Source organism: Pseudomonas sp. B2021, from assembly GCF_018135665.1.
In the GTDB taxonomy this organism is placed as follows: domain Bacteria; phylum Pseudomonadota; class Gammaproteobacteria; order Pseudomonadales; family Pseudomonadaceae; genus Aquipseudomonas; species Aquipseudomonas lactis.
This window is the reverse complement of record NZ_SMOF01000009.1, coordinates 1-4,955: the sequence shown is the minus strand read 5'-3', so window position 1 is coordinate 4,955 and position 4,955 is coordinate 1. Positions and strand designations below refer to the sequence as shown.

Genomic DNA, 4,955 nt, shown 5'->3' with positions numbered 1-4,955 from the left:
TCAGGAAGCACGCGTTATCGTTGACGTTTTTCGCGAGCAAGCTCGCTCCTACAGGGCATTATCGTGCCTGGCTACCAGGTGCCCATCGCCAGGCTGTGTGGCGAAAATTCCGCGAATTGCCAACGCAAGGCCAATGCTGCCGGGCGGCGGACCACATGTTCTACCGTCACCGTCCACAAGCGCTGCGCGCCTTCGAACTCAGCCACTTGCGGCCCACCCAGGATCAACGAAGTACGCCCGGCCACTTGCAGCACGTCGCCGGTCTCAAAATCCACAAACAACAACCCCGCCACCGGGTTGGCGTGCAGGTTGCCGAGGGTGTTGAAGAACAGGTTGCCGGCAAAATCCGGGATGGTCAGTACGTTGCCTTGCACCCGCACAAATCCCGTATTGCCGCCTCGGTGGGAGACGTCCACCGAGCGTTCGCCGTGCAGGTCGACGTAGCTGGCGACGAAGAAGGTGTCGGCGTGGCGGATCAGTGCTTGAGCCGCGTCGTCCAGGCGGTTGCTGCGCTCTGCCAGGTTGCCGGGTTTTCGCGCAATGCCGGCGACGGGGCGCAGTTGGATGTACTTGGGGCAGTTGCCGAAGGTGTGTACCACCTCGACCGCGAAGCCCTCATGCTCAAGCGTTCCAATGCGGCCATTCATGCGGTTGCGGCGGCGGGTGTTGAGGTCGATGCCCAGCAGGCCAATGGCCGAGCCATCCGTTATTCCAGCCCAGGCGGGATCAGTTTTGGAAGGCAGGCTGTCGATCTGCAGCGTGTGCGGATCTGGTGAGTGCGCGAAGCCTGGTGCGCCCTCCAGCATCGTCGCCCAGGGGATGCCCTGTTCGTCCACCACACCCGCGATCACATACGGCAGTAGCGGGTAAAAATCGCGGTGCTGCTCAGGCAAATGATCACGAATGACTTTGGGCCCGATCATGGCCATGCGTTCAGAAACGCCGGCACTGTCCTGCATGTGTCGTTCGCCGACATGCCAAGGGGTTGGTTCAATCGAGTGCATGGCGCTCACCTCCGGTTAGAGACTGAAGATGCTGCGCCCATGCCGTAATAGAGAGAATGCCCACCCAGGGCAATCCACTATTACGCCAGCTGAAACGCCGGATGCTCACGCAACGCCGTGACGCAGTAGTCGACAAAGCTGCGCACGCGCATCGACGCATGGCGGCCTTCGCGGTAGACCACATGCACCGGCTGCGGCGGCAACTCGAAGGTAGGCAACAGGCGCTGCAACTGGCCGCTCACCAGGTGTTCGTGCAGCGGGTAACTCAAGGCTCGAATCACGCCCGCCCCCTGCACCGCCGCATTGATCGCCCCTTGGACAGTGGCGCAACTCAGCCGGGCGCGAGCCTTGAGGGTGAAATGCGGGAAATCCCAGTGCACCGGGTCGGTGCTGGCAATCAGATGGTGCTGCTTGAGTTCAGCCGGATGCCGGGGTTCGCCCCAGGTCGCCAGGTAAGCGGGGCTGGCGCAAAGGACAGTGCCCACCTGCCCGACTTGCCTTGCAATGAGTGACGAGCTGGGCAATTCGCCGACCAGCACCGCCACGTCCAGCCCCTCTACATGCAGGTTAGGGTAATAGTCGTGGTAATGCGCGATGACACGCACCGCCGGGTAGCGATCCGCATAGCCGGCCAACAGCGGCGCCATGACATAGCGGCTGAACAGCAGCGGCAGGAATATCCGCAGGTCGCCCTGGGCCTGCACATGCAAACCGTTGGCCGAAGCCTCGGCCGCGTCCACCGCGGCCAGCAGGCGCACGCAGTCGGCAAGGTAAGCCTGGCCTGCGTCGCTCAGGCTGACGCCGCGGGTGCTGCGATGCAGCAACACCACACGTAGGCGTGCCTCCAGGCGCGCAACCGCACGTACCAGGGTCGGGCCGGAGACCTGCGCATGGCGTGCCGCCGACGCCAGGCTGGGTTGCCCGGCCAGCGCGGCAAACAGCTGCATATCGCGAAAACGCTCCATCAGGCGCGCTGCTTCGTCGCCGCGTTCAGGGCCGGGTCCTGCCCGAGGCGATGGCTGAGGAAATCCACAAACGTATTGACCTTGGCCGGTACGCGGCCGTTCTGCTGGAACACCACGTGGATCGGCAGCGGCGCCGGTTCGAAATCCTCCAGCACCAGCTCCAGCTCACCCGCCGCGACCGCTGCCGCGACTTGATAAGACAGCACCCGCGTCATGCCCCAGCCCAGACGGGCCAGGTTAATCGCGGCATTGTTGGCGGTGACCACCAGGCGCGGCTCAATCGGTACCTTCAGCGGCTGGCCGGCGTCAATGAATGTCCACTCACTGACCCGTTGGCTGGACGATGAGGTGACGAGCTTGGCCTCACGCAACTGCTCGGGCCGCTGGGGCCGCCCGTGTTGGTCAAGATAAGCCGGCGATGCGCACACCACCCGGCGTACTTCGCCGACCTTGATCGCTTGCTGCAAGGATGGCTGCAGGTGGCCGATACGCACCGCTACATCCACACCTTCGTCGGTCATATTGACCACTCTGTCGACCAGTAAGGCGTTGATACTCACCAAGGGAAAACGGTCCAGGTATTCCCCCATTACCGGCGCCACATACAGCTCGCCAAACAGTACCGGTGCGGTCACCGTCAACTGGCCGCCCGGGATGGAGTAACTGCCCGCCGCCGCTTCCTCGGCTTCGTCCAGCTCGGCAAGGATGCGTCGGCAATCGTCCAGGTAACGCTGGCCGGCTTCGGTCAAGTGCAGGCTGCGCGTGGTGCGCGCCAGCAACTGGGTGCCGATGCGTTGTTCCATGGCGGCAATCGCCCGGGTCACGCTGGGCGGCGACGTGTTCAGACGGCGCGCGGCAGCCGCGAAGCCCTCCTCCTCGGCCACGGCCAGGAACACCTGCATTTCATGAAATCGGTCCATCGGCGCCCCTCGGTTGTTATTGCGATTGCAGCCCCACCGCCGTACGCGGCATGCCAACGAAACCCGGCAGTGCTTCGATGCTGGCCAGCCAGGCGCGTACCTTAGGGTAGTCGGCCAGGGACACATTGCCTTCCGGCGCGTGGGCCACGTAGGTGTAGAAGGCGATATCGGCAATGCTGGGCTGCTCACTGGCGAGGAAACGGCTCTGGCTCAGTTGCTGCTCCATCACGCGCAGCAAGGCATGGGCACGGTTGATTGCGCTGACAGTGTCCACCTCGGCCCCAAACACCGTGGCCAAGCGCGCCGTGGCAGGCCCGGCATGGAGTGGGCCGGCGGCGGCCGAAAGCCAACGCTGCACCCGCGCTTGCCCGACAAGGTCACTGGGCAGCCATTGGCCGTTGCCATAAGTGCTGGCGAGGTAAAGCAGGATGGCATTGGAGTCGGCCAAGACCGTGCCGCCGTCATCAATCACTGGCACCTGGCCGAAGCTGTTCAGGGTGGTGAGAAACTCAGGCGTTTTATGCGCACCTTGCTTGAGGTCCACCAGGACAAATTCACTCGCCAGCCCCAGCAGGGACAACATCAGCTCAACCCGATGGGAGTGGCCGGACAGGGGGAAACCATAGAGTTTGATCGCAGGCTGGGTCATGACAGGCTCCAAATGAGTGGGTATCGACGCCAGGGATGCTCTACCGCTGCCCTGTCTGGCGGAATGACCAGGATTCACAATCCAGCATTTCATCCAGCGAAACAATACATCGTTGGCGTGGCAGCCAAGCCGGGCGCGAGCGTTTCATAAAAAAATTCAAACTATCGCCCTCCCCATCGTTCACACCTTCACGTGCAACGTTAAGTAGGAGGCAACATGCAGTACCGACAACTGGGTCATTCCGGCCTGCTGGTATCGGAAATCATCCTGGGCACCGTGCCCTTTGGCGGTCGCGCAGAATTTGAAAAATGCGGTGCGGTGGACGTGCCCCTGGCCAAGCGCATGTTCGATATGGCGTTCGACGCCGGGGTGAACATGGTCGACACCGCCGATCTCTATTCCCACGGCCTGGCCGAAGAAGTGGTGGGCAAGGCGCTGGGCGGCAAGCGCAACGACATTCTGCTGGCCACCAAGGGCCGCAGCCCGGTGGACGACAACCCCAACAACTCCGGCTCATCGCGCTACCACTTGATCCGCGCGTGCGAAGCCAGCCTCAAGCGCCTGGGCACCGACCACATCGACTTGTACCAACTGCACAACTGGGACGGTATGACGCCGATCGAAGAGACCCTGGAAGCCCTGCGCCTGTTGGTGGGTTCGGGCAAGATCCGCTACTTCGGCACCAGCAACTTCACCGCCTGGCAAATGATGAAAACCCTGGGCAAGGCTGAACTGCACGGCATGCTCAAGCCAATTACCCAACAGATCTACTACACCCCGGAATCCCGAGAGGCCGAGTACGAGTTGCTGCCGTTGGCCCTGGACCAGCAGATCGGCACGCTGGTGTGGGGGCCGATGGGCGAAGGCCTGCTGACCGGCACGACCCGACGCGGGCACAAGCCGCCGGCCAATACCCGCCAGGGCAGCGGTTGGCCGGAACCCTATGTCCACGATCAGGAACGTGCGCTGGACATTATCGAGACCCTCGCCGCCGTCGGTGATGAGCACGGCGTCTCGGTCGCCCGCACCTGCCTGGCCTGGCTCAAGGATCGCCCCGGGATCACCTCGCTGATTGTCGGCGCCCGTACCGAAGCACACCTGCGCGACAACCTGGCGGCCACTGAACTGAAACTCACCGAAGCGCAGTCGGCGCGCATCGAAGCTGTCACTCGCCGTCAGCCGTTGTACCCCTACTGGCACCGCTTCACCGCCGGGATTGATCGTTTTGACCCCGCAGAGCAACCGTTCCTGGCCGAGCATCAAAAAACCCTGGATGCCCGCCAGGACAAATAACCCCCCCCTTGGAGCAGGCTTTTCTGTAGGAGCGAGCTTGCTCGCGAAAAAACCACAGGCACCGCGTTTATTCAGGAAGCACGCGTTATCGTTGACGTTTTTCGCGAGCAAGCTCGCTCCTACA

5 protein-coding genes are annotated in these 4,955 nt (G+C 62.8%); 1 reads left to right on the top strand and 4 read right to left on the bottom strand.

What is annotated here, in order from left to right:
- Positions 1 to 71: 71 nt before the first annotated feature.
- The 4 genes from E1K68_RS27345 to E1K68_RS27330 all read right to left on the bottom strand — a co-directional run bounded on the left by E1K68_RS27345 (position 72) and on the right by E1K68_RS27330 (position 3,538).
- Positions 72 to 1,004: a pyridoxamine 5'-phosphate oxidase family protein gene (locus E1K68_RS27345; RefSeq protein WP_212614947.1), complete on the bottom strand. Its 933-nt coding sequence runs from the start codon at positions 1,002 to 1,004 to the stop codon at positions 72 to 74.
- An 80-nt stretch (positions 1,005 to 1,084) separates the two neighbouring features.
- Positions 1,085 to 1,969: a LysR family transcriptional regulator gene (locus tag E1K68_RS27340; RefSeq protein WP_212614946.1), complete on the bottom strand. Its 885-nt coding sequence runs from the start codon at positions 1,967 to 1,969 to the stop codon at positions 1,085 to 1,087.
- Positions 1,969 to 2,889 carry a LysR family transcriptional regulator gene (locus E1K68_RS27335; protein ID WP_057711167.1) on the bottom strand — a complete coding sequence of 307 codons (921 nt, stop codon included), beginning with the start codon at positions 2,887 to 2,889 and terminating at the stop codon, positions 1,969 to 1,971. Before E1K68_RS27335 ends, E1K68_RS27340 begins: the two co-directional genes overlap by 1 nt.
- A 16-nt stretch (positions 2,890 to 2,905) precedes the next feature.
- Positions 2,906 to 3,538 carry a glutathione S-transferase gene (locus tag E1K68_RS27330; RefSeq protein WP_003192432.1) on the bottom strand — a complete coding sequence of 211 codons (633 nt, stop codon included), beginning with the start codon at positions 3,536 to 3,538 and terminating at the stop codon, positions 2,906 to 2,908.
- A 216-nt stretch (positions 3,539 to 3,754) separates the two neighbouring features.
- On the opposite strand from E1K68_RS27330, the gene E1K68_RS27325 reads away from it, so the two are divergent.
- Positions 3,755 to 4,831, top strand: a complete 1,077-nt coding sequence (locus tag E1K68_RS27325) for an aldo/keto reductase (RefSeq protein WP_003192433.1) — start codon at positions 3,755 to 3,757, stop codon at positions 4,829 to 4,831.
- Positions 4,832 to 4,955 lie beyond the last annotated feature (124 nt).

Excerpts from the sequence above, each read along its gene's own strand:
- E1K68_RS27340 (WP_212614946.1), bottom strand. The coding sequence starts at position 1,969 with ATGGAGCGTTTTCGCGATATGCAGCTGTTTGCCGCGCTGGCCGGGCAA.
- E1K68_RS27325 (WP_003192433.1), top strand. The coding sequence starts at position 3,755 with ATGCAGTACCGACAACTGGGTCATTCCGGCCTGCTGGTATCGGAAATC.
- E1K68_RS27345 (WP_212614947.1), bottom strand. The coding sequence starts at position 1,004 with ATGCACTCGATTGAACCAACCCCTTGGCATGTCGGCGAACGACACATG.
- E1K68_RS27335 (WP_057711167.1), bottom strand. The coding sequence starts at position 2,889 with ATGGACCGATTTCATGAAATGCAGGTGTTCCTGGCCGTGGCCGAGGAG.
- E1K68_RS27330 (WP_003192432.1), bottom strand. The coding sequence starts at position 3,538 with ATGACCCAGCCTGCGATCAAACTCTATGGTTTCCCCCTGTCCGGCCAC.